The sequence below is a fragment of the Listeria immobilis genome, assembly GCF_014322845.1.
Taxonomy (GTDB): Bacteria; Bacillota; Bacilli; order Lactobacillales; family Listeriaceae; genus Listeria; species Listeria immobilis.
The window spans coordinates 54,713-78,356 of sequence record NZ_JAASUA010000014.1 but is presented as its reverse complement, the minus strand read 5'-3'; the positions used below and the strand labels follow the sequence as shown (position 1 = coordinate 78,356).

At 37.2% G+C, this 23,644-nt stretch carries 27 protein-coding genes; 17 read left to right on the top strand and 10 right to left on the bottom strand.

Annotated features, from left to right (window positions below; translation table 11 throughout):
- Positions 1–65 precede the first annotated feature (65 nt).
- The 8 genes from HCJ45_RS14020 to HCJ45_RS13985 form a co-directional block, all read right to left on the bottom strand.
- Complete coding sequence (locus HCJ45_RS14020) at positions 66–206, bottom strand: hypothetical protein (protein ID WP_187125210.1); 141 nt, start codon at positions 204–206, stop codon at positions 66–68.
- A complete protein-coding gene (locus HCJ45_RS14015; protein WP_009932612.1) occupies positions 206–1,306 on the bottom strand; it encodes a tyrosine-type recombinase/integrase in 1,101 nt (366 codons plus the stop codon). Before HCJ45_RS14015 ends, HCJ45_RS14020 begins: the two co-directional genes overlap by 1 nt.
- Before the next feature lie 60 nt (positions 1,307–1,366).
- Positions 1,367–2,680, bottom strand: a complete 1,314-nt coding sequence (locus HCJ45_RS14010; protein ID WP_187125208.1) for a Y-family DNA polymerase — start codon at positions 2,678–2,680, stop codon at positions 1,367–1,369.
- Positions 2,668–3,015, bottom strand: a complete 348-nt coding sequence (locus HCJ45_RS15030; protein WP_246456583.1) for a hypothetical protein — start codon at positions 3,013–3,015, stop codon at positions 2,668–2,670. The genes HCJ45_RS14010 and HCJ45_RS15030 overlap by 13 nt, the downstream gene beginning before the upstream one ends.
- Before the next feature lie 5 nt (positions 3,016–3,020).
- Positions 3,021–3,281, bottom strand: a complete 261-nt coding sequence (locus tag HCJ45_RS14000; RefSeq protein WP_246456582.1) for a YolD-like family protein — start codon at positions 3,279–3,281, stop codon at positions 3,021–3,023.
- Positions 3,282–3,402: 121 nt separating this feature from the next.
- Positions 3,403–4,056, bottom strand: a complete 654-nt coding sequence (locus HCJ45_RS13995) for a CPBP family intramembrane glutamic endopeptidase (RefSeq protein ID WP_187125207.1) — start codon at positions 4,054–4,056, stop codon at positions 3,403–3,405.
- Positions 4,057–4,259: 203 nt separating this feature from the next.
- A complete protein-coding gene (gene rpiB, locus HCJ45_RS13990) occupies positions 4,260–4,718 on the bottom strand; it encodes a ribose 5-phosphate isomerase B (RefSeq protein WP_187125206.1) in 459 nt (152 codons plus the stop codon).
- Between the two features lie 45 nt (positions 4,719–4,763).
- On the bottom strand, positions 4,764–5,234 hold the full coding sequence (locus HCJ45_RS13985) for a universal stress protein (protein WP_185381342.1): 471 nt from the start codon (positions 5,232–5,234) through the stop codon (positions 4,764–4,766).
- 117 nt (positions 5,235–5,351) lie between these two features.
- Here HCJ45_RS13985 and HCJ45_RS13980 point away from each other — a divergent pair, with 117 nt between their 5' ends.
- From HCJ45_RS13980 to rpe, 13 genes are all read left to right on the top strand, one after another.
- Positions 5,352–5,540: a hypothetical protein gene (locus HCJ45_RS13980; RefSeq protein ID WP_425489968.1), complete on the top strand. Its 189-nt coding sequence runs from the start codon at positions 5,352–5,354 to the stop codon at positions 5,538–5,540.
- A complete protein-coding gene (locus HCJ45_RS15195) occupies positions 5,512–5,772 on the top strand; it encodes an MmcQ/YjbR family DNA-binding protein (protein ID WP_425489967.1) in 261 nt (86 codons plus the stop codon). Before HCJ45_RS13980 ends, HCJ45_RS15195 begins: the two co-directional genes overlap by 29 nt.
- A 109-nt stretch (positions 5,773–5,881) precedes the next feature.
- Positions 5,882–6,694 carry a putative ABC transporter permease gene (locus tag HCJ45_RS13970; RefSeq protein WP_187125205.1) on the top strand — a complete coding sequence of 271 codons (813 nt, stop codon included), beginning with the start codon at positions 5,882–5,884 and terminating at the stop codon, positions 6,692–6,694.
- Between the two features lie 368 nt (positions 6,695–7,062).
- Entirely contained in the window at positions 7,063–9,132 is a 2,070-nt protein-coding gene (locus tag HCJ45_RS13965; protein ID WP_187125204.1) for a BglG family transcription antiterminator, read from the top strand.
- 33 nt (positions 9,133–9,165) lie between these two features.
- Positions 9,166–9,630, top strand: a complete 465-nt coding sequence (locus HCJ45_RS13960; RefSeq protein ID WP_185348622.1) for a PTS sugar transporter subunit IIA — start codon at positions 9,166–9,168, stop codon at positions 9,628–9,630.
- A 55-nt stretch (positions 9,631–9,685) separates the two neighbouring features.
- Positions 9,686–9,967 carry a PTS sugar transporter subunit IIB gene (locus HCJ45_RS13955; RefSeq protein WP_003722023.1) on the top strand — a complete coding sequence of 94 codons (282 nt, stop codon included), beginning with the start codon at positions 9,686–9,688 and terminating at the stop codon, positions 9,965–9,967.
- 58 nt (positions 9,968–10,025) lie between these two features.
- Positions 10,026–11,297, top strand: coding sequence for a PTS galactitol transporter subunit IIC (locus HCJ45_RS13950; protein ID WP_185348620.1), 1,272 nt, complete (start codon positions 10,026–10,028; stop codon positions 11,295–11,297).
- A gap of 36 nt (positions 11,298–11,333) precedes the next feature.
- A complete protein-coding gene (locus HCJ45_RS13945) occupies positions 11,334–12,386 on the top strand; it encodes a galactitol-1-phosphate 5-dehydrogenase (protein WP_187125203.1) in 1,053 nt (350 codons plus the stop codon).
- 1 nt (position 12,387) lies between these two features.
- The gene (locus tag HCJ45_RS13940; protein WP_187125202.1) at positions 12,388–13,419 is read left to right on the top strand and encodes a zinc-binding dehydrogenase; all 1,032 of its coding nucleotides are present in this window, start codon (positions 12,388–12,390) and stop codon (positions 13,417–13,419) included.
- A gap of 194 nt (positions 13,420–13,613) precedes the next feature.
- The gene (gene rpiB / locus HCJ45_RS13935) at positions 13,614–14,054 is read left to right on the top strand and encodes a ribose 5-phosphate isomerase B (RefSeq protein WP_187125201.1); all 441 of its coding nucleotides are present in this window, start codon (positions 13,614–13,616) and stop codon (positions 14,052–14,054) included.
- 8 nt (positions 14,055–14,062) lie between these two features.
- Complete coding sequence (locus HCJ45_RS13930) at positions 14,063–14,737, top strand: ribulose-phosphate 3-epimerase (RefSeq protein ID WP_187125200.1); 675 nt, start codon at positions 14,063–14,065, stop codon at positions 14,735–14,737.
- Between the two features lie 33 nt (positions 14,738–14,770).
- Positions 14,771–16,786 carry a transketolase gene (tkt, locus tag HCJ45_RS13925; RefSeq protein ID WP_187125199.1) on the top strand — a complete coding sequence of 672 codons (2,016 nt, stop codon included), beginning with the start codon at positions 14,771–14,773 and terminating at the stop codon, positions 16,784–16,786.
- On the top strand, positions 16,783–17,427 hold the full coding sequence (gene rpe / locus HCJ45_RS13920) for a ribulose-phosphate 3-epimerase (protein WP_187125198.1): 645 nt from the start codon (positions 16,783–16,785) through the stop codon (positions 17,425–17,427). Before tkt ends, rpe begins: the two co-directional genes overlap by 4 nt.
- A 52-nt stretch (positions 17,428–17,479) precedes the next feature.
- Here the strand turns inward: rpe and HCJ45_RS13915 are convergent, their stop codons facing one another.
- Positions 17,480–18,976 (bottom strand): MucBP domain-containing protein, encoded by a 1,497-nt coding sequence (locus HCJ45_RS13915; protein ID WP_187125197.1) that lies wholly within the window; start codon positions 18,974–18,976, stop codon positions 17,480–17,482.
- A 156-nt stretch (positions 18,977–19,132) separates the two neighbouring features.
- On the opposite strand from HCJ45_RS13915, the gene HCJ45_RS13910 reads away from it, so the two are divergent.
- Positions 19,133–19,612: a GNAT family N-acetyltransferase gene (locus HCJ45_RS13910; protein ID WP_187125196.1), complete on the top strand. Its 480-nt coding sequence runs from the start codon at positions 19,133–19,135 to the stop codon at positions 19,610–19,612.
- Positions 19,613–19,626: 14 nt separating this feature from the next.
- Positions 19,627–21,024: a deoxyguanosinetriphosphate triphosphohydrolase gene (locus tag HCJ45_RS13905; RefSeq protein ID WP_187125195.1), complete on the top strand. Its 1,398-nt coding sequence runs from the start codon at positions 19,627–19,629 to the stop codon at positions 21,022–21,024.
- Positions 21,025–21,069: 45 nt separating this feature from the next.
- Here HCJ45_RS13905 and HCJ45_RS13900 read toward each other — a convergent pair whose 3' ends face one another.
- Positions 21,070–22,464 (bottom strand): deoxyguanosinetriphosphate triphosphohydrolase, encoded by a 1,395-nt coding sequence (locus tag HCJ45_RS13900; RefSeq protein WP_187125194.1) that lies wholly within the window; start codon positions 22,462–22,464, stop codon positions 21,070–21,072.
- 254 nt (positions 22,465–22,718) lie between these two features.
- Between HCJ45_RS13900 and rpsL the strand changes: the two genes are divergently transcribed.
- Positions 22,719–23,132, top strand: a complete 414-nt coding sequence (gene rpsL, locus HCJ45_RS13895) for a 30S ribosomal protein S12 (protein WP_003720973.1) — start codon at positions 22,719–22,721, stop codon at positions 23,130–23,132.
- Between the two features lie 30 nt (positions 23,133–23,162).
- Entirely contained in the window at positions 23,163–23,633 is a 471-nt protein-coding gene (gene rpsG / locus HCJ45_RS13890; protein ID WP_003753956.1) for a 30S ribosomal protein S7, read from the top strand.
- Positions 23,634–23,644: the final 11 nt, after the last annotated feature.

The window sequence follows — 23,644 nt, the reverse complement described above, 5'->3', positions numbered from 1 at the left end:
TATTGTGAGTTAGTAGTGGTCCCTTTTTCAACCATCGCACCTATAAAAAGTGGCCCCTTTTTAAATTAGCATAAACAATCTTCAATAACTGTCTCTTGGACAGAACCATCAGCTAAGATTTCTTTTCTTGTATACGTGCTAAGTATTGCTCGTAATTTTTCCTCGTACTCTTTCAATGGATAAGACTTAGTAAAATGTGCTTCCATTATTCCTCCATTCTAAAAGCTGGACTCGCTTTTTCCCACTGTGCTCGGATTTCTTTATCTGTTGGATGTAAATAGAGGTTCATTGTTGTCTGGATGTGTTTGTGACCAAGTCGCTCTTGAACAATTTTGATATCTTTAGTTTGTTCGTAATACTTAGTAGCGTGGGTATGCCGGTATAAATGTGGATGTAAATGGTACTCGATTTTTCCTTCAATTCTTTTAAATGTTGCCATAACATCTTGATAGTTAAGGGGTAGTCCTTGGGACTTCCCCTTAACTTTTACGAATAAAGAATCGGAGCGATCAAAATCTAAAATGCTGTACATATAGTCGTCGAATAAGTCGATTAAGTTGGCGGAGATATGAACTTCACGTAAGCCGGTTTTCTGGCGAGAGTCATTCGGTTGTTCTTTTCGATAAACTAGACGAACTCGGTGTCCTTGGTGAAGATCGAATAAGATATCTTCTTTGTGCAGCGACAATATTTCTCCAATTCTTAACCCTGTTTCATAAAGTAACCGAAGCAAAAAGAAATCCCTTACATTCGTTGTAGCTCCTAACGCTGCTTGTAAAGTGAAGTCTGGAATTGTTTCAACTCTGCTTTTGGGTTCCTTTAATTTTAAGATACTTTCTGATACTCTTTTATTTTTGGTGATGTGATGTAAAAAACCTTTATATTGCTTGATACCTTTTACATCTACATACGCTCGCTGAGCGACATCATATTCAATATGCTCAAATTGGTAGAGAAATTTGTAGAAGGATAGTACAGCTGTAACTTTTAAGTTGACTGTCTTTTCGCTTTTTAAAGTGGGGGGTATTAGGTGTTGAACTCTTTCAATTAAAGTGGGGTTTACTAACCAGGATAGAAAATTTGCTATTGTTTTGATGTTGGCAAGTTCGTAGCTTGTTTCAGTTAAAGACAAAAAAACAAAATAGTCTCTCAATGCATAGCAGTAAGTACGCTGTGTGTTGGGACTCTTTTGTGTATTATCTAGATACTTCATATATTGTAAAACTGGTTGAATCGGTTTCCCTTGATCGTCTAGAACTAAATATCTTCTCCCTCCATTGTTTAATATGACTTCTTGTACTCTCATAGAAAGCCTCCTTTTGTTTATTCTCTCATATAGTAGACAGTAAGAAAAGGACTGTCCAGCCTATAAGAAAATGTAAGTATATTGGATATCTTGGTCTCTACTAAGGGTACTATAGATATCTGAACGTTTTATTCCAGTTGCGCCCGCCAACAGACTACTTGCGTGCATAAGCGATTTAAAACCGTAACGTGCGCGAATTTTATCAACCGTTACTTCTAACTGCTCTTGGTTTAGTGTCAGCGTAGCATCTTCAAATAAATTAAGTTGTAGACCAGTTTTTAAAGATATTTTGCCACATGAAATGGTAATGGAACGCACTGGTTCGTGTTCATCGTAACGCTGGAACAGTTGTAGGAAATAAGGAATAAGCGCGTGACTACTATTAGTAGGAGGGATTTTAGCTTGATGGCTAAATCCTTTTTTTATACTGTATTTACTATAGCCAATGCTCAAATGAATGACAGAAGTATCAACATGATTTTGCCGCAAACGCATCGCCACTTCGCTTACCATTTCACGAATAATAATTTCTACTTCTGCGGAAACATGATAGTCTTTTTCGAGAATTTGGCTTTTTCCATAACTTGTGTTTGCTGGGACGTATTTTTCATTTAAAAAACTATAGTCAATTCCGTGAGCGTGATAGTAAAGCTGTTCTCCTATAATTCCCATCTTGTTTTTTAAGATGGCTGGTGGAGTTTGGCTAAGCTGATACATAGTGAAAATCCCCATTTTTTGAAGACGTAAGGCGGTGCGGTGTCCAATTCCACAAACATCTTCTAAATGCCTTATTTTCCAAATAGTTTCTGGAACATCTTCATAGCGCCACTCAGCTATTCCGTCCGCTCGATCTTTTGCAACATTATCGAGTGCGAGCTTGGCGAGAAGCGGGTTGTCGCCAATGCCAATCGTAACATAAAGACGCAATTCTTCTAAAATATCTCGTTGGATTTTATAGACAATTTCTTGCGTTGTACCAAATAGCGCATGAGACCCAGTTACATCTAGAAAAGCTTCATCAATTGAATAAGGTAGGAAATATTCTTTAGGAACATAGCGTAAAAAGATAGCTTGAATCATGGCATTTACTTTTAAATATAGCTTCATACGTGGTGGTGCAATAATGATTTCCTTGTCCCAAGTAGGCAGTTCATACATCCTAGAGCCAGTTTTTATTCGGTGTATTTTTTTCATCATCGGACTGGCAGCTAGGACTAAACCGCCTGCTCGGTCCGCATTACTCATCACTACTAATTTTGCTTTTAAAGGGTTTAATCCACGCTTAACGCATTCTACACTGGCAAAAAAGGACTTCACATCAACACATAAAATATCTTTTCTTGGTGCATGAGAGTAATCTTCTACCTGTACCATTTGTCAATTGTCCGTTCTTCTACATGTAAAATATTTGAAAAGGGGATAGCGATAACTTCTGAAGCTGATTGGATAAAAACAGTGCCATCATCCACTCCGGCAACTCGGCCGACAATATCCGGTTCTGGAAAAGCATCTGCATCTAGTGGTTTCTGCTGGATAACTAGCATAGATTGATGAGAAATCGCATTACTTAGCACGTGTTCAATACAGTCAGGTGTCATTGGTTCCCGCCATTTTAATAGAGATTTTGCTTGTTGTTGTTCCATTTGCTCACTATGTTCACTTAAGAAAAATCCTTGCCATTTTTTAATTCCTCTATCTTTGTAGGTCATAAAAATCACAACCTTTCAATCGAGATTATTTCTGAATCTCTTACAATAATCCCAGAAACTAGAACTGTTTTTAGTGCTATATTAAATAAATAGCATTTGCCCGAAACATGATGTTCATAACCACCAGCATATGTGGTAAATCGTAGAGAATAATCATTATCTATGGAGTCGTGTATTAATGCTAAATATTCCTCCCAGCGCTCATTTGTAATAATAGGCTGGTTGACCCTCTCATAATACTTTTTCCCAATTAACATCGTTTCCATGGCTATACCTCCAAAAAATAATAAGAACATATGTTTGTGTATATTGTACAAACATATGTTCTTATTAGCAATGTGTCTTTTTTATCATTTTTTTATAGCAAAAGATAAATTATTCCTATATTTAAACAAACCAATTATCATATATCATACCGCTAAAGGCGAAAAAATTTGTAAGAATATGAGCAATAGTCGTATATCTAATGTTTTTCGTTTTAAATGCAATAAATCCCCACAAAACACCCATAAAAGCTGCACCCATAACTAAAGTCAATATACCGCCATGCCAAATCATTCCTTTTGTTAGGGCAATCGCAATGTGCCAAAGGGAAAAGAGTATGGTGGGAAAGATATATGCCCAGCCTATTTTATCAAAGAACTGGGAATATAAGCCTCTCCAAAATAATTCTTCTATGCTACCATTTATAAGCGCATACAAAGCAGCAATGAAGAATGTCATCAAAGGCGCAACCCCAATAATTGGAATAAATACGATAAATCCTGTTGCTATAACGGGTAAAAATGCAAGTAGATTATAGATTAGGTTGCGTTTTTTATTATTAAGATTGTTTGTGGTATAAAACTGTTGAATGTTAAATCCGCTTTTTTTGACAACATAAGCGATACAAGGTATACAGAATACCAGCCAATACACCAAGTTTAGGGCAATATAACCAATCGTCGTTCCAAATGTCCCTGTCAAAAATAAAACTATCGGAATCATTAATATAACAATTGCGATTGGCGTGATTATCAATGCTTTTTGATACTTATACAATCAAATTCACCATCCGATTTTTATGATCTATTAAATGTGATTTTTTTCTGTTACAACGCTCGCAATTAAGCTCATTATAAAGAATTAGTATTTAAAGAAAAAGAGAAAACGAAATTCCGTTTTCTCTCGCAATATATTAATTATTTATGTCGTTTTCATAAATGCTGTGGAATGTCATAAAGTAGCATTTGCTTGATCTCTTATTATAAGTCGTGACTATCTTCATACGCAGTAATCTGTCCAATTCGATTAGCATGTCTGCCACCTTCGTATGCTGTTTCTAACCAAATTTTGACAATATCTTCTGCAAGACCAGGTCCGATAACTCTAGCTCCAAGTGCGATTACATTGGTATCATTATGTTCACGTGTTGCATGGGCACTAAAAGTATCTCCAACAAGCGCGCAACGAATGCCTTTCACTTTATTGGCAGCGATACTCATACCAATTCCTGTACCACAAACTAAAATGCCACGATCCACTTCCTTATTAATGACTTTTTCGCTGACAGTAATTGCTAATTCAGGATAGTCAACTGATTCAGGCGTTTCTGGACCAAACTCTTCATAACTAATTCCAACACTTTCAAGGTAAGAAATAATACTTTTACGTAACTCAATTCCGCCATGGTCTGAAGCAATGGCAACGGTACTAACTGTCATTTTTTCTCCTCCTGCCGTATATTCAATACCTTTATTATACATGAATTAGAGTTTTTCGACAGTTTTTCTTTTGCGCCATGGTTTTGCATGCACAATAATAACATCACAAGGTGCATGAGCTGCTGTATATTCAGAAACACTACCAAGAATAAATTGTTCTGTAGAAGAGAGGCCAGTAGCACCAACTAAAATTAAATCTGGTTCAAAATTACGGGTAATCTTTTTATTCAAAGTACTTTTTGGCGTTCCAAAGTGAACAAAAATTTCTACATGCGGAACACCCGCTTTTTCAGCCTCTTTCTTGTACATTTCCACCAATTCTTCCCCATATGCCTTCGCTTTTTTTGCATAGGTTTGTTCGTAATCAATCAATGGTGCAATGCGACGTACATCAGCAACAAAGCCAATACCAAGTGTGGCCCCGTCCATTTTTGCGAATTGAACCGCCCGTCTTAGAGCAGCTTCAGACTCGTTCGAACCATCAACACCAACAAGAATGCGTTTGTAAGTAGTCATTTTGTATCACCCTCTCAAAAGTTTTCCCCTTAGTATTTAATACCCACAATTAAAAGAAAGAAGCATACTTAAAGAGAAAAAATTGTGGCATTATGATAAAAAAGAGAGGGATTCTTGATGGCAAAGCTAACAATGTTTCGACCTATTGTAGCTACACCAATGCGTGCTGGCTATAAAGAATACTTACCGAGCGTTCCACTTACTAACTATATTTGTTGTTTTTGGGAAGCAGAAGAAAGTAATTTCCCGGGAAATAATTTAGTTATCCCCGATTTGTTTGTGTGCAGACATTATTTTTACAATTAATAATAAAACAGGAAATGTAAAAGATGCCACTTTTGTTGGTGTAAGTAACACCGCTTTTGAATCTATTGAAGAAAATAGTTCAGACTTAACATTAAAATGTGCTGCTAAAAAAACAGAACAGCTATTATTCCAGGATATTAAACGTATTTGGATTTCAGTCTTATTAGAAAAGGAACGGGATAAAGAACTTATTCGTGCGCTAATCAAGCATGCCTACACAGAAGCAAGCTAAATATAAACAAGCTCAATTAGAAACTTTTTGACTAGTAATAGTGGAAAGGTTTCTATTTCTGTTATAATAAAAAAGCATTGTGAAATTAACCACAAAAGGAGATGAGAATATGGATATAAATATATTTATCCTATACTTCTTCATTTATTCTGTGCTTGGCTGGGCCTGGGAAGAAGTTTTTTGTTCGATTTCAGAAAAGAAATTAGTGTACCGCGGTTTTCTTTATGGACCGTATTGCCCGATTTACGGATTTGGAGTAACGGCGGTTTTAATGCTGATTTTACCATTTCAAAATAATATATGGGCCTTATTTATTTTTTCGATGATTATTTGTACAGTTATTGAGTACATAACAGCTACCGTTTTAGAGGCGCTTTTTCACACAACTTGGTGGGATTACCATAATTGGCCATTAAATGTAAAAGGGCGGATTTGTTTACCTATTTCGATTTTTTGGGGAATCGCGTGTATTATAGTGGTTCGATTCTTGCATCCACTTATCACCGAATTTGCTGATTGGGTTTTGAGCTGGGGTGGCTGGATTATTCCAGCACTTATCGTTGTTATTATGTTATTCGATACAATTAAATCCGTAACAAGCATGCTATCTTTCCAAAAAGCGCTTGCCGAGTTTAATGAAAAACTAACTGCACAAGCAAACGAACTAAAGGCAAGTGTAAAAGAACGGGCAAAAGAATTTGAAGAAGGTCTTTTGATAAAACAAGAAAATGTCGATATGAAAATTGCTGAAATAGAGGCAAAACGAAAGAAAGATATAGAACTTGCTGATAGTATGCGAAAACTTAAATTTAATGAACGAAGGATGTTAAAATCTTTCCCAAAAATGAAAGTAAAGCATGGAGCGTTGTTTAATAATTTTAACAAAAGTTTACTAAGAGTAGATAAACAAAAAAGAAAATAATAATCAAGTATGGTGCAAATGGCGTTTTTTGTCATTTGCACCATATTTTTGTGGACTTTTTTACAAAACATATAGAAGGCAGCAAGTATTTTTTGTATGATAAAGAAGAAAGTGCCCTCGCAAAACTTCGCAACTTCATTCTCATTTTTGTTTCAAATCAGATTTTACCTCTGAAGGAAAAATATCCCTCATCCCTTACACGACAAGTAATAAAGGTAATAAGTAAACATTTTTAAATCAGAAAGTTGTTAAAAACATCACAAGTAAAGCCCAATGATGTACATTCTTTTCGCAAGTTATTGGGATGAAAGCGTGTACATTTTTAGCGAAAATAGATTTATAATTAAAACGAACAGGAGGGAACTCACATGTATTTGGATGAGAGAAGTAATTCACTTTTAAAAGAGCTATTACGACATCCTGACATATCGAGTACAAACTTACAAACGAAATTCAGTTTAACTCGAAGACAAGTCGACTATAGTTTTCAAAAAATCAATAATTGGCTAGAAGAACAGACCTATCCAAAAATTCATCGCGCTGCAAATGGTCGATTTATTGTAGAGCCTGACCTGTTTCAAATTATTGGTGAGGAAGATGGCGAAAAAACGGATTGGTACATTCCATCAGAAAAAGAACGCGCCAGTCTTATCATTCTCATGCTAACAACAGGAAGTGAAGAACTATCTCTTAATCACTTTATCAGCGAGTTGGAGGTGAGCAAGAATACCGTATTACGAGATTTGAAGCTGGTACAAAAAACGCTTGATAAATTTAATCTAGAAGTGAAATATTCACGAATGCGTGGTTATTTGATTGATGGAGACGAGTGGAATCAGCGAACTGCACTCATTTATGCGGCAGAACACATTATAGAGAGTTTTGGTGGAGAAGAGTATTTACAAGATTTTATGCAAGTGGAGGAAGCTAGGATTAAAGAGCTTCGCGAAAAATTGGAGCAAGTAGAGCATCACTTAAATTTGCATTTTATTGACAATAAAATGCAAATATTGCCTTATATTCTGGAAGCTGTTTTTCGGCGAATGAAGAAAGGGCAAACGATTACGACATCTTTCCTGATTGACTACAATGAATTGTCAGATACTCGAGAATACGGAGCAGCAGAGATTTTTATTGAAGAAGAGCCGAATATGCCAGAAGCAGAGCGAATGTACATCACATTGCAACTATTAACATCCAATGTGTTACCAAAGCAATATCTGAAATCAGAAGAAACACATAAGTTAAGGCTGGCGCTGGAACAAGTTCTAAGCGAATTTGAAAAGAAGGCTTGTATTCAACTAGTAGACAAAGAATCATTACTTGAAAAATTATTTGCACATATTAAACCTGCGTATTATCGAATTAAGTATCATCTTACAACTGATTACAGTATTTTAGACAAGATTGATCAAGAATTCCAAGCCGTGCATTACATCGTGAAAGAGTCGCTTGTACCTTTAGAACGTTTTATTGGTAGTAAAGTTCCAGAAAATGAAAGTATTTTTATTACCCTTTTCATTGGAGGGCATTTAATCGAATCTACTGAAAAGCTACAAACAAGATTAAAAGCAGTAGTAGTTTGTCCGAATGGATTATCAATTTCAAGATTAATGGAGAAAACATTACGCAGTCTTTTTCCAGAAATATTTTTCTACCAAGCGATGTCGATTCGGGAATTTGAACAAACTAAAGTAGGGTATGACATTGTATTTTCTGCCGTGCCGCTTTCAACGGATAAGAAATTTTTCCTAATTAACCAGTTAATGGACGGAAAAGAACGTTTGGAGCTAAGACGCCGTGTGATGCGGTCGGTTTATTTAGTAGATGAGATGAATATTAGCGTTGATCAATTAATGAAAACTATTTCAAAATTCGCTGATATTAAAGATGCAACTCGTCTTGAAAAAGTGTTAGCAGAATATTTAATGCCAATACCAGAAGAAAATGCAACTAAACATTCAGGTAACAGTTCTCTTGTAGATTTACTTGAAGTAACACACATTACACGTAAGAAATCGGTAGAAAACTGGCATGAAGCAATTTATCATGCGGCTTTACCGTTACTCTCAGCAGGAGTAGTAGAAAAGACTTATGTGGAAGAAATGAAACGGCAATACCCAGCACCGACTATGAACATCATTCTCCGTAATGCCATAGCTATCCCTCATGCTGAAACGGAAAAAGGAGTGAACAGTCTTGGAATGAGCATGCTTTATCTAGAAGAAGGCTTGCCGGTAGAAGGTGGTAAAAATTTACATTTTATCGTCGTCATTGCAGCTGTTGATAAAAATGCTCACTTTACAGCCTTGCTACAATTGATGGAATTATCGGAAAACAAGAAAGAACTTAAAAAGCTTGCCAATGCTGGGAACACAAAAGAAATGCACCAAATAATAAAAAACTTCACGGACTTGGAAACAAAAAAGACAATGTAGAGAAGTCAGAAAGAATTACAGGAGGATTTCGTAATGGATTTAGTACAATTTTTGAAAAAAGGAATGGTTTGGGTTCAATCGGATATCAAGAAACAAGAGGACCTATTCCAAATGGTTGCAGAAAGTGGGAAGTCGGAAGGATATGTGACTGATGACTTTTTAACAAGACTTGCAGACCGCGAACAAACCTTTCCAACGGGGCTAAAATTAGATGGATACGGCGTGGCATTACCGCATACGGATCCAGAATGCGTTACGGAACAATTTATCGCCGTAATCACTGTGAAAGATGGCATTCCATTTAAATTAATGGAAGATGCTGGACAAACGGTTGAAGCGAATTTAATTTTCGTATTGGGACTAAATGAACCTCACAGCCAGCTCGCGGTACTTCAGCAATTGATGGGGACGATTCAAGATAAAGACAATGTAGCCGCATTACTTAGAGCGAAAGATGAAGCAGAAATAAAACAAATTTTGGAAACGATTGCCGTTTAAAAAACAGAAAAATTAGCCGCGGAAAGTCGCAGCAATTAATTAGGAGGAATTTATCATGGGACAATTTAAAATTTTGGTAGCTTGTGGAGCAGGAATTGCAACATCAACAGTAGTAACGGACAGAGTAGAACGTTTAGTAAAAGAAAATAATGTGGATGCAGAAGTGAAACAAATTAAAATTTCAGAGGCAGCATCCATGCAAGATGGGGCAGATTTAATCGTATCAACGACTATTTTACCAACTACTTACAAAATCCCAGCTATTATTGCAACTTCCTATATCACTGGTATGGGTATGGAAGAACTTGATGAAGAAATACTTGCACACCTTAAATAAAGGGGAGCAAGGGAGTTTGGGAATAAAACATAAACAGAGAAAAAGGAGGAAATATTAAATGGATACACTTCTAGCAGGAGTACAGTATGTGTTAAATTTGGGACCTACCGTTATTTTGCCTATTATGATTTTCTTTATTGCATTAATTTTCCGAGTACCAGCAAAAAAAGCGCTTCGTTCCGCGATTACGATTGGTATTGGGTTTGTAGGTATTAACCTTGTTATTAGTTTACTATCTAGCAACTTAGGTCCAGCAGCGCAACAAATGGTTGAACGCTTTGGACTAAACTTAACCATTATTGATGCAGGTTGGCCGGCAGCAGCAGCGGCTTCATGGGCTTCTCCGGTTGCGGCAATTTTAATTCCAATCTGTTTAGCAGTCAACTTAGCACTTATCTTCTTTAAAGTAACAAAAACGTTAGACATTGATATTTGGAACTACTGGCACTTTATCGCAGCAGGCGCAACTGGTTATATTGTAACTGGCGGTAACTGGTGGTTCGCAATTCTCTGTGCCATTATTTATGAAGTAGCAGTTCTTTGGATGGCTGATAGAACACAACCAATGGTAGAAGAATTTTATGGATTAAAAGGAATCTCCTTACCAACAGGTTCTACAGCGGCATTCGGTTTTATCGGTATTCCAGTTGGTTGGCTAATCGCGAAAATTCCTGGAATCAAAAACATTCACGTCGATCCAGAAACTATTCAAAAACGTTTTGGTATTTTCGGGGAACCGATGATGATGGGACTTATTCTAGGTATTGCAATTGGTATCCTTGCTGGCTATGACGTTGGCGCAGTTGCGCAATTAGGTATGTCTATGGGTGCGGTAATGTTCTTAATGCCTCGAATGGTTAAAATTCTAATGGAAGGCTTAATCCCAATTTCAGAATCTGCTCGTGAATTTATGAAATCTCGTTTCAAAGGTCGCGAACTATATATTGGTCTGGATGCAGCTCTTTCAATCGGTCACCCAGCGAATATTTCTACTGGTTTAATCCTTGTTCCAATCACTCTTTTCTTGGCTGTTATCATTCCAGGAAACAAAGTACTTCCATTTGGGGACTTGGCGACTATTCCGTTTTATGTATCGTTCGTTGTAGCATCTCGTAAAGGGAACATTCTTCATTCCGTTTTAGCTGGAACAGTAGTTATTGCACTTGCGCTTCTTATGGCAACGGACTTTGGTCTTGTGCATACGGAAATGATGAAAGGCGTTTACGAATTCCCTAAAGGAGCAACCCAAGTTAGTACACTTGATATGGGTGGTAACTTCTTTAACTGGGTTATTCTTAAATTCTCTCAAGCTTGGGCAGCTATTTTCTAAGTTTTGTCTTAATGATATAGAAGAGGTGATAGAAACATGCGAGCAGCTGTGTTATACGAGAATAATGTAATAAAAGCAGAACAAATTGATGAAGCGATTTGCGGGAAAGATCAAGTACGTGTAGAGGTAAAAGCGGTTGGAATATGCGGATCAGACATTCATAAAATGCAAACGCGCTGGAAATACCCGCTGCCGGCTGTTATGGGACACGAATTTGCCGGCGTGATTACTGAAATTGGTAGTGGAGTGAAAAATATTGCTATCGGTGACCGTGTAGCCGGAATTCCACTAGAGCCTTGTATGGAATGTAACTACTGTAAAGCGGGAGACTTCTCGCTTTGTGATAACTACAAAATGGTGGGATCGCATTTTCATGGCGGTTTTGCTGAAAATGTTGTAATGAAAGCAGACAATGTAATCTCTATAGGTGACATGGACTTTGAAGCAGGCGCAATGATTGAACCGCTTGCCGTATCCATGCATGGGGTACTTGGAATTGAGCCGAGACTTGGTGATACAGTCATTGTATTTGGAATTGGAACGATTGGGATCTTGGTTGTACAATGTTTACTTCTTGCAGGGGTGAAGGACATTATCGCAGTGGATATTAGTGATAAAAAATTAGCTGATGCACGTGATTTTGGTTGTAAATATACAATTAATCCAAAAAATGAAGACTTAAAAGAACGCGTTTTAGCTTATACAAATGGTCTAGGTGCTGACATTGCGCTAGAATGTGCCGGTTCGAAAATTACCCAAGAGCAATGCCTTCTTGTAACCAAGAAAAAAGGGAAAGTTGGTTTTCTAGGAATCGCTTATGCAGATGTGCTTTTACACGAAGAAGCTTTTGAAAATATTTTTAGACGTGAATTAACACTGAAAGGTTTCTGGAATTCCTACTCGGCACCATTTCCAGGTGAAGAATGGCGTACTTCGATTGAATTTGTCAAACAAGGTCGAATTAAACTAAAACCATTGATTTCACATCGTTATAAATTAGAAGAAACGAAAGATGCTTTTGAGATGATTCTTTCCAGAGAACATGATTATAACAAAGTGATGATATTGCCTCAGAAAGGTGACGATTAATTTGAAAGCAGTAGTAAAAACAAACCCTGGCTATGATCAAATGGAGCTAAAAGATGTGGAAGAACCACAAACTAATGGTGACAAAGTAAAAATCAAAGTAGCATTTACTGGTATTTGCGGCTCAGATATCCATACATTTAAAGGGGAATATAAAAATCCAACGACACCAGTAACACTCGGACATGAATTTTCCGGCGTTGTTGTAGAAGTTGGACCAGATGTAACTAGTATCAAAGTGGGAGACCGTGTCACAAGTGAAACAACTTTTGAAACTTGCGGGGAATGTATTTATTGTCAAGAACATGATTACAATTTATGCAGTAATCGTCGCGGTATTGGTACACAAGCAAATGGTAGTTTTGCAGAATTTGTTTTATCGCGCGAGGAAAGTTGTCACGTGTTAGACGAGCGAATTTCACTGGAAGCAGCTGCACTGACAGAACCACTTGCATGTTGTGTTCACTCGGCGCTAGAAAAAACAACTATCCGTCCTGATGATACAGTACTTATTTTCGGGCCAGGACCAATCGGCTTATTACTTGCTCAAGTTGTAAAAGCGCAGGGAGCTACGGTGATTATGGCAGGAATTACCAAAGATAGTGACCGTTTACGTTTAGCAAAAGAACTAGGCATGGACCGAATTGTCGATACCTTAAAAGAAGATTTGACTGAAGTGGTGCTTGGTATGACAGATGGTTACGGGGCTGAACGCGTATTTGATTGTTCCGGTGCAGTACCAGCCGTAAATCAAGGATTAGCACTAACAAAGAAAAAAGGCGATTTTGTTCAAGTAGGACTTTTTGCTGAAAAGAAAAATGCGATTGATGAAGAGTCCATTATTCAACGTGAAATTGCTTATATTGGCAGCCGCTCACAAAAACCTTCTTCATGGATTTTAGCGCTAGATTTACTTGCAAATGGCAAAATCAATACGGACAAAATGATTACAAAAGTATATGGACTGGATGACTGGCGTGAAGCTTTTGAAGCAGTTATGGCAGGAAATGAAATAAAAGTATTAGTGAAATCTTAATAATGGAGGATGAACTGTATGAATAAACATCAAAAAAAGGATAACCGTGCAAACGAATCCAAAGCTTCTCGGGCTCAGATGTTTTACAGTAGTCATCCTTAGAAATGAGCCGAGAGCATATTCGCGTATGTTCTCGGTTCCATTTCATTATAAGGTGTTAAAAGAAAAAAATCTATTAATGAAGGTGAAATTAAATGAAATTAACAATTGGTTGTGACCACGGTGGACGTAGACTAAAAGATGCCATTGTGAAACATTTACGCGAAAAGAATATCGAAGTAGTTGATATTGGCACATATACAGATGATAGCGTTGATTTTCCTTCCTATGCGGAAGAAGTTGCTAACCAAGTCGTTAGCGAGCAATCCGAGCTTGGAATTTTATGTTGTGGAACAGGAATTGGCATGAGTATCGCTGCAAATAAAATCGACGGCATTCGTGCAGCAGTTGTTTCAGATACTTTTTCTGCACAAGCAACTCGTGAGCATAATAATAGTAACATTCTTTGTTTAGGGGAGCGTGTTATTGGCGAAGGTTTGGCGCTTTTGATTGTTGATACATGGCTCGAGGCAACGTTTGCTGGAGACCGTCATCAACGCCGCTTAAATAAAATTATAGAACTTGAAAGAAAGTGAGGATGAAAATGAGAAAAATAGCCGCTTCAATTATGTGCGCAGATCCATTGCATTTAGGCGATGAACTTACATGTCTTGAGTCAGCGGGCGTGGAACTACTACACTGTGACGTGATGGATGGTGTATATGTAAATAATCTTGCGCTCGGTCCGGAATATTTGGAAATCGTGCGAAACAATACAGAAATCCCGTTAGATATACATTTGGCTACAATTACTCCGCTTAAATATATTGATATGTTTGCTCCCGTGAAACCAGAATACATTTCTTTTCATATTGAAGTAGCAGATGATGTAACAGAAGTGATTAGAAAAATTCGTTCTTATAGCATTAAACCATCCATTGCAATTAATCCGGAAACCCCAATTGAAACAATTTATCCGTATTTAGACGATGTTGAAATGGTTTTAATGATGACCGTGAATCCAGGTTTTGCAGGACAAAAATTCCAAATAGATGTATTGCAAAAATTACGAGCTTTAAAAGCAAAATTAGCTGGGAAAGTTCATGTGCCACTAATAGAAGTAGATGGCAACATTAATAAAGAAACTATCGCACTAATGCATGATGCGTTACCGGATGTGTATGTCCTGGGAACCTCAGCGTTATTTCACGACCGAGATAAAACAAGTTACTCAGAAAGATTGGTACACATTTGGTCCGACGTAGAAAAGTATGTGTAAATAAGCACAAAGAATTTAAGGGAGATGACCGTTTTGAAAAAAACATTAGATAGACAAGCAGTAGATACGATTCGTTCGTTATCAATTGATATGATTGAGAAAGCAAATTCAGGACATCCAGGAATGCCAATGGGGGCTGCACCAATGGCTTATATGCTATTTGCGAAACATTTAGTATTTAACCCGGCTAATCCTGAATGGTTTAATCGCGATCGTTTTGTTTTATCGGCAGGGCACGGGTCCGCACTACTTTATAGCATGCTTCATTTATTTGGTTATGATGTGAAAATGGAAGACTTAAAACAATTTCGCCAATTAGATAGCTTAACACCAGGACATCCAGAATTTGGTTGGACTGCAGGAGTCGATGCAACAAGTGGACCACTCGGACAAGGGATTGGCATGGCCGCTGGAATGGCGCTAGCAGAATCGCATTTAGCAGCACAGTATAACCAACCAAATTATCCAATTGTTGATCATTATACGTATGCAATTTGTGGTGATGGAGATTTAATGGAAGGAGTTGCATCCGAAACGGCGTCACTTGCAGGCCATCTAGGACTCGGGAAATTAATCGTTTTATATGATTCCAACGATATTTGTTTAGATGGTGACTTAAGTGCAACCTTTAGCGAAAATACCGCAGATCGTTTCCGCGCCTATGGTTGGCAAGTTCTTCGTGTAGAAGATGGTAATAACCTTGCAGCCATTCAAGAAAAAATAGTCCAAGCAAAATTAGAAACTGCCAAGCCAACATTAATTGAAGTGAAAACAGTCATTGGTTATGGTGCACCAACAAAAGCAGGCAGCTCCGCAAGTCATGGTGCTCCACTTGGCGAAAAAGAAGCCATTGGCGCGAAAGAATATTATAATTGGGAAGAAAAACCTTTCACAGTACCGGCGGATGTTCATGATTACTTAAAAAATTATAAAGCTCGTGGAGAAAAATTAGAAGGAGCTTGGAATACCATGCTTGCTAATTATAAAAAAGAATTTCCAGAACTTGCAGCCCAGTTAGACCGCGTATTAGCTGGTAAGGTATCGGCGGACTGGAAAGCGAATTTGCCAGCATTTGAAGCAGGGACAAATGTGGCGACACGCTCAGCATCTGGAAAAATGATTAATGCAATCGCGGCCGAATTACCTGAGCTTTTTGGCGGCTCCGCAGACTTAGGTTGTTCTAACAAAACCTTTATTGATGCAAGTTCAGCTTATAGCATTCAAGATCCCGCGGGCAAAAATATCTGGTTTGGTGTACGTGAATTTGCGATGGGAGCAATGTTAAACGGAATGGCTCTTCATAGCGGTTTACGAGTGTTTGGCTCTACCTTCTTTGTATTTTCAGATTATGTTCGTCCAGCAATGCGGATGGCTGCTTTAATGAAACTTCCAGTAACATATGTATTCACACATGACAGTATAGCGGTTGGAGAAGATGGACCAACGCATGAACCAATCGAACATCTCGCATCATTGCGTGCCATGCCAGGACTCACTGTTATTCGTCCAGCAGATGCAAAAGAAACTCGAGCAGCTTGGGAATTAGCTGCTACAAACACTAATGGTCCAATCGCACTTGTTTTATCTCGACAAGATCTTCCAGTACTTGAAAACGACCAGTCAGAAGTTGATGCAGGAGTGGAAAAAGGAGCTTATATTGTTGCTGCGGCAAATAATACAAAACCAGATGCTATTATTATTGCCACTGGTTCGGAAGTATCCCTTGCGATGGAAGCGAAAAAAGAGCTTGCAAAAAGAGACTTAGATGTTTCTGTTGTCAGTTTATCAAGTTGGGAGCGCTTTGAAAAAACAACTGCTAGCTATAAAGAAAGCATTTTACCAAAAGAAGTAACAGCTAGATTTGCAATTGAAGCAGGAACTACATTTGGTTGGAAAGAGTTTATTGGTGTAGAGGGAGATATGTTAGGAATTGATCAATTTGGCGCGTCGGCACCAGCAAAAGATTTGTTTAAGGCTTATGGATTCACACCAGAAAATATAGCCAATCGTGTGGAAGCAGTTATTATGAAAGCTGGTGTACGCGTATGACACTTGTAGCGCCGTCTTTACTCGCAGCTGACTATATGAATATGGCAAGTTCTATTAAAGAAGCGGAAAATGCAGGGGCTGACTATCTTCATATTGATGTCATGGATGGACATTTTGTTCCTAATTTAACGTTCGGGATTGATATGGTTGAGCAAATCAGCAAAACAGCGACCATCCCATTAGATGTCCACTTAATGCTTGCAAAGCCAGAAAACTATATTGAAAAATTTGCAGCAGCAGGAGCACATATTATTTCTGTGCATATGGAAGCAACCCCGCACATTCACCGTGTTATTCAACAAATTAAACAAGCTGGCTGTAAAGCGGGAGTCGTTCTTAATCCAGGAACACCAGCCAATGTGTTAGAGGCAATTTTAGGAGATGTAGATTTAGTTTTACAAATGACAGTAAACCCCGGATTCGGTGGACAAAATTTTATTGAATCAACCGTTAAAAACATGCGCTATCTTGCCAATTGGCGTCATGAAAATTGCGGGAGCTATGTTATTGAAGTAGATGGTGGAGTAAACGCGGAAACAGCGGAAATATGTAAGCAAGCTGGTGTGGATGTGCTTGTTGCTGGCTCGTATTTCTTTCGTGCAGAAGATAAAAAAGCTTGTGTAAACGGACTAAAAGCTTAGTAAAAAAGTGCCGCAAAATCAAATTTGCGGCACTTTTTAATTTCTATTCAAACTAGTTTCTTTTGAAAATGAGAAGGCTAGTAGATAATAATGTTAGTATACTACCTGCTACAAAAATCAATGTATCCCCCGTATCACCTGTTTTTGGAAGGATAGTGGAAGCAGGGGCGGCACTGGAGCTGGTTATTTTTGTTGTTTCAACTGTAGGTGGAGTAGTAGTGGAACTTGTCGTCGAATCTTTAGTCGCTCCATCATTGGTGTTAGTATTGGTATCAGTGTTAGTATCAGTAGTATTATCTATTTTTTCGTAGATATAGGTAACGGTTGCAGGAGTTGCATTAAATACACCTGACTCATTACCATCCACTTTTTTTAGTTTATAACCATCAATCATTTTACTTTCGGTTTGATAAGTTGTACCTACTTCGCCAGTCAAATTAGTGTCTTCAGCAACTGAATTACCAGCTTCATCTTGATATTTAACTGTCACTGTTCCATTTTGAATGGCTTCTTTTTCGTAAATATAAGTGACGTTTTGTGTAGCTCTAGTAAATTGGCCAGTCGTATTTCCAGGAGCTTCTTTCAACGTATAACCACTTATTGTTTTAGGGCTAGAAACATAATCTTCGCCAATTTTACCATCTAATCTGGTAGAACTAGCTAATTCCGTTCCAGCTTCATCTACATAAGTAACGATAACTGGTTTTGTATAATCAAAGAAGATAATCGGTTTTCCAGAAGCGGCATACTCTGAGATATCATAGTAAGAATCATAACGATCTGTTCCGGTATAAAGTGAGAAAGTTGACTCAAGTGGTTCAGCTGAGAAAACTAAAGCGTTTTTTGCAGCATCATACGTAATACCATCAGATAAGTCAGTAATTGTTAAATTATCCATGGTTAACTGAGAAGAAGCATCTTGGAAATGAATATAATCTGCTATTGGCAACACCATGTCACTCGGAACAACCAGCTTATTTATAATTGTTTGGGCAGCAAAAGCTTGATATGCAAGTTGGGTATTCGGATTTTGAATGGTTATATTAGTGATGTAATTATTTTCAAAAGCAGAAGCATCAATACTTTCAATATTTGCAGGAATAGTAACGGTTTTTAATTTATTAGCTAAAAAAGCAAAAGAAGGAATATTTTTTAATGAAGTAGATAATGTAACCTGCTCCAAATTATTTACACTAAAGGAGTTAAGCCCAATGGTTTCTACAGAATTAGGTATCACAATTTCTGTTAAAGAATTTCTTGTAAAAGCTCCCGCGCCAATAGTTCTGACGGAATCGGGAATTGTAACCGCCGTTAGCCCTTTGCCACTAAATGCGCCACCGTCAATAATAGATACAGTATACTCGTTATTATCGCCAACGGTTGCAGGGATAGCTATATTAGTCGCTGTTCCTGTGTAGTCCGTAATAATTGCTTCATTTCCATCTACAGTATATTCAAAATCACCAAAAGTGGCGGCTGAACTTACATTTGGGAAAATAAATAAAACTAACGCAAAGCCAAAACTAACCCAAAATAATTTTTTGAACAAAGTAATTCCCCCTTATTTTAAATTTTTATTTATTTTCCCTTATACTCAGTTTCTAAACTCTAAAACAAAATAGCAACAACTAATAGAATGCTTTTTTTGTTTGATACAATGGGGATACTAGCTTATACTTAAAATAAAATGAAAAGGAGCATCTAAGTGCCAAAATTAACTTTTCGAAATGCCACAGAAGCAGATACCGAATTAATCCTTCATTATATTTTAGAACTTGCAAAACATGAAGGAATTGAGCGTGATGTAGTTGCCACAGAAGCAGATTTACACGATTCACTTTTCACGCAAAAAGCAGCGGAAGTTATTATAGCAGAATACAACGAGCAACCAGTTGGTTTTGCGTTATTTTTCCATAATTTTTCTACTCTATTAGGCAAAAAAGGACTCTATCTAGAAGACCTATATATCATTCCAGAAATGCGTGGCAAAGGACTAGGAACACAATTTTTCGCATATCTTGCTAAACTTGCATTATCACGAGATTGTGGTAGATTCGAATGGTGGTGTCTAAATGAAAATAAATCAGGTATGGACTTTTATAAAAAAATCGGTGCAGAACAAATGTCAGAATGGACCGTACATAGACTCTCAAAAACAGAGATGGAACAACTTAGCAATCTATAAAGGACGTGATATAAATGAAATGGGATAAACTTCTAAACGATAAACGCCGCCGCGAATCAGGTGTCACTCGTTCTAAAAATACCGACGTACGTAGCGCATTCGAAAATGATTTTCAACGAATCGTTATGAGCGCATCGTTTCGCCGCTTGCAAGATAAAACGCAAGTGTTTCCACTAGAAAAAAGTGATTTTGTTCGAACAAGACTGACACATTCTATGGAAGTAAGCACAATCGCTAAATCAATGGGAAACATGGTAACCCACACAATCCAAGAAGAAAAACTAGATAAAGACTTTACCAAAGACCATGCAGAGAAAATTCCGGAAATCCTTGCTTGTGCAGGTCTTTTACATGATATGGGTAATCCGCCATTTGGTCATTTTGGTGAAGAAAGCATTCGCGAGTGGTTTCGAGATAATTTAGCCACAATTACTTATAAAAATAAAAGTTTAGCCGAAATTCTAACACCGCAAATGAAAGAAGATTTCTATTACTTCGAAGGTAATGCGCAAGTGCTTCGTGTAGTATCAAAACTACATTATCTTTTCGATCAGTATGGACTAAATCTAACCTTTGCAACTCTAAATGCTGTCATAAAATATCCAGTTTCTTCCTTAAAAATAAATAAAAATCAAATCAAAAGTAAAAAATTGGGCTATTTTTATGCAGATGAATCACTATTTAATGAAATAACAACAGCAACAGAAGCGTTAGATAATCGCCACCCACTCACTTATTTACTTGAAGTAGCTGATGATATTGCCTATCTCAACGCCGACCTAGAAGATGGAGTGAAAAAAGGCATTGTCAACATTACGCAAATTTTAAAAGGTTTTGAAGAAGTAGAAGAACATAATAAAGTTACAGCTGCGTGTTATAGCGAGCTCAAGAAAAAAAGTGAACGTTACGCTGGGCAAGAAGAAAGTTTTATCGTGCAACAATGGCTTGCTTCCAATGTCCGTGGTCAACTAATTAATCGCTCACTTGAAGTGTTTTATGCAAACTACGAAGCTATTATGGCGGGGACTTTTAATGATTCACTGATTGACGCTTCAGAAGCAGAACAACTTGTCCAAATCCTGCAAAGCCTTTCATATACGTATATTTACCAAGATAAAGGTATTGTCGAATCTGAAATTGCAGGTAATGAGATAATCTCCAAACTACTGGAAACATTTATTCCAGCAGTCATTTATTACGATAGTGAAGCACCAGAACACCAAACCGCTAAAGATAAACGCTTGCTAACTTTAATTTCCGATAATTATTTAGGTTGTTACCGCAAAAATGCAGAAGGCGAGAGCGAAACAATGAAACTCTATCTCCGCCTACTACTCGTAACAGATTTTATTTGCGGAATGACCGACAGCTACGCGAAAGATTTATATCAGCGGTTGAATGGATTAAGTTAAATGCAAAACAGCAACCTCAGTTTGATCTCTGAGATTGCTGTTTTTTTAATAGATGCCATTAAGTTCTTGATATAAATCTTTTGCATAAGTATCAGTCATACCACATATAAAGTCAGTAACTAATAATAAGCGTAAATAAAGTCTTTCCATATCGTTTTTATCTTTAGAATGTTTTTTGTAAGATGAAAGTTGATTATCAGACATAAGTTGGCGTAACCGCTTGGATTCATCTTCATTAGGATCATCATAGCCTGAATCATAACAGAGGACGGCAGGAATAAATAAATCTAGCAAACCATAAATTACTTTTTTGCCTGCAAGTTCAGAGGCAATAATTTTTTTATCTGTAAATACATGGGTAAAGCAAACCTTTTCTAAAGCTTCTACTAATTTATTAACATTACTAGACTCTAAAAGAGCTTTATCAAAAGTACCATCCATTATTTCAGAATAATTATCAAAGAAAGTTTTAACAACTGCTTTGATTAATCCTCCTCTAATAAATCTTGTAGACCATTCTTGGAAAATGCATATGTCTTGTGTGCCATTCTTTTTTATTTCAGATAATTCATCATATTTATAGCGTATTATAGAATCCTTACTTTTCTCAAATTGAGATTTTAATGTGTCTAAAATGACATCGATAGTAAGAATACCTTTTTTTATGGCATCTTCTAAATCAGCTATTAAGTAGCTAATATCATCTGCTGCCTCTAATAAAAAAGTAACTGGATGTCTTTTTTGAAAAGTTCCTGTTTTCTCTACGATTTGTTTGAATATATCTTCCTCAGAATAAAAGTAACCCATTTTCTTGCTTTTTATATGCTTTTTATTTATTTCTAGTGAATTTACAGGATATTTAATAAACGAATTCAGTGTTGCGGCAGTTAAATTCATGCCGTGACTCGTTTCAAAAAGTTGATGTAATTTAGTTACAACACGTAAAACTTGTGCATTACCTTCAAAATTCAAAAAATCTTCTCGCATTTGTGAATCTAAAATTGTCTCAACAGGAATATTATTCAATTTAAGGGAAGGAAAATTTTTTGCAAACCATTGTCGTATAGCTGTTTCCCCAAAATGGCCGAATGGTGGGTTTCCAATATCATGAAGTAATCCAGCCGATGCTAAAAGATCAGACAATTCTCGAATGTTTGTTTCTGTGAAATTCGGATCAATGTTCTCTTCAACAATTTGTGTTCCAACTAAAGTCCCCATCGATTTAGCGATTGTAGAAACTTCTAAAGAATGCGTTAATCTCGTTCTAATAAAATCATTTTTCTCTAGAGGGAAAACCTGCGTTTTATCTTGAAGTCTGCGAAATGAAGCACTCAATATTATTCTTTGATAATCATTTTCAAATGCGCTTCTTAAATCCCTGTTGCTAGTAGTTCTCTTTCTCGTTAATGTTTTACGGTGTAACAAAGTTGTCCATTCCATCTCCATCATCCTTTTTTAAATTTATATTAATACAATCATTGTGAATAATCAAACAATATCCACGGTAAATTATATCGAAACCACCTTGACATCTCCAGCTTAAGGTGTTATGATATTCAAGGTGCCTCTACTATAGAAAGAGGTCTGAAAATAAAACAGTGTTGTAGGTCGATCTTACAGCCATTTTATTTTACCGAAAAAATGAACCACCTGGATGTGTGGAACTACTAAATAAGGAAGGAGGAATTTATCCCATGCCTACAATTAACCAATTAGTACGCAAACCTCGTCAATCTAAAATTAAAAAATCTACATCACCTGCTTTGAACAAGGGCCTAAACAGTTTTAAAAGAGAATTAACAGATGTTAACTCTCCGCAAAAACGTGGCGTATGTACTCGTGTTGGTACCATGACTCCTAAAAAACCTAACTCGGCGCTTCGTAAATATGCCCGTGTACGTTTGAGTAATGGTATTGAAGTAACAGCTTACATTCCTGGTATTGGTCACAACTTACAAGAACATAGTGTTGTTCTTATTCGTGGTGGACGTGTAAAAGATTTACCAGGGGTACGTTATCATATCGTTCGTGGCGCTCTTGATACAGCTGGTGTTGAAAATAGAGGACAAAGCCGTTCTAAATACGGTACGAAAAAACCTAAAAAATAATACTTATAAAATATGAAAGGAGGATATCCGATGCCTCGTAAAGGTCCTGTTACTAAACGTGACGTGTTACCAGATCCGATTTATAATTCGAAACTAGTAACTCGTTTAATCAATAAAATGATGGTTGACGGAAAACGTGGAAAGTCTCAAGCTATCCTGTATTCCGCATTCGATATCATTGCACAAGAAACTGGTAAAGATCCAATGGAAGTATTTGAACAAGCTATGAAGAACATCATGCCTCTTCTTGAAGTTAAAGCTCGCCGTGTTGGTGGTGCTAACTATCAAGTGCCTATCGAAGTACGTGCTGACCGTCGTTCTACTCTTGGTCTTCGTTGGTTAGTAAATTATGCTCGCCTTCGTGGAGAGAAAACAATGGAAGTACGTGTTGCTCGCGAAATCATGGATGCTGCCAATAATACTGGTGCTTCTGTTAAGAAACGCGAAGATACACACAAAATGGCTGATGCTAACAGAGCGTTCGCGCACTATCGTTGGTAAAAAAATCACTA